This window comes from Staphylococcus sp. MSU001, from assembly GCF_052976705.1.
Genome location: NZ_JBRIKK010000045.1, coordinates 1 through 1,114 on the forward strand (window position 1 = coordinate 1; position 1,114 = coordinate 1,114).

Annotated in this window: 1 pseudogene; it reads left to right on the forward strand. The window is 28.5% G+C overall.

Features of this window, described 5'->3' with window-relative positions:
• A pseudogene (locus ACVBFA_RS11625) lies at positions 1-1,114 on the forward strand (IS1182 family transposase); the annotation flags it as partial.

Here is a 1,114-nt window from a genome sequence, read left to right on the forward strand (position 1 = left end):
AAGATCATGATAATGAATTAACAAAAGAAGAAATAGATTTGATTGGTAGTCACTTAGATAAAGAAATCGAAGATTTAAACCAACATATCAACAATGAAAAATGTACTAAAACAAGAAAACAAATACGTCTCAAAAGAACTAAAATCAAAAAATACAAAAAGCAAATCAATGATTATTTTGAGCGAAAGTATCGATACGAATTTCAAAAATCTATTTTAAAGGATAGAAATAGTTATTCTAAGACAGATCATGATGCGACATTTATGAGAATGAAAGAAGATCACATGAAAAATGGACAACTTAAGCCAGGGTATAATTTACAAATAGCGACAAATTCCCAATTTGTTTTATCTTATAATGTGTATCAAAATCCAACGGATACTAGAACGATGATTCCATTTTTAAATTCAATTCAAGAGACCTACGGTCATTTACCTGAATATATTGTAGCTGATGCAGGTTATGGTAGTGAATCAAATTATAAGGCAATTATAGATGACTTTAATCGAACGCCACTCATAACATATGGAATGTTTATAAAAGATAAAACTAAAAAATATAAAAGTGACATCTTTAATACTCAAAATTGGAACTATGACGAAATTAATGACGAATTCATTTGTCCGAATAATAAACGGCTAGGTTTTAAAAGATATGCCTATCGTCATGATAAGTATGGTTATAAGCGAGACTTCAAATTATATGAATGTGATGATTGTTCAGAATGTCCTCTGAAAAATCAATGTATGAACTTCAATTCAAAAACAAACAAAAAAATAATGAAGAATTATAACTGGGAATATTTTAAATCCCAAATTAACAAAAAGCTTTCAGAACCAGAAACAAAAAATATCTACAGTCAAAGAAAAATTGATGTGGAACCTGTTTTTGGATTTATGAAGGCTATTTTGGGTTTCACTCGGATGTCTGTCCGAGGACTCAATAAAGTCAAAAGAGAACTTGGTTTTGTATTAATGGCACTTAATATAAGAAAAGTAGTAGCTCAACGAGCTGAAAATAATCAAAAAATTTATAAAAAAGACAATTTCTATATTATTTCAATAGAAATTGTCTTTTTTTCACTTATCCAAGAACTTTATGTCCCGGACTCATT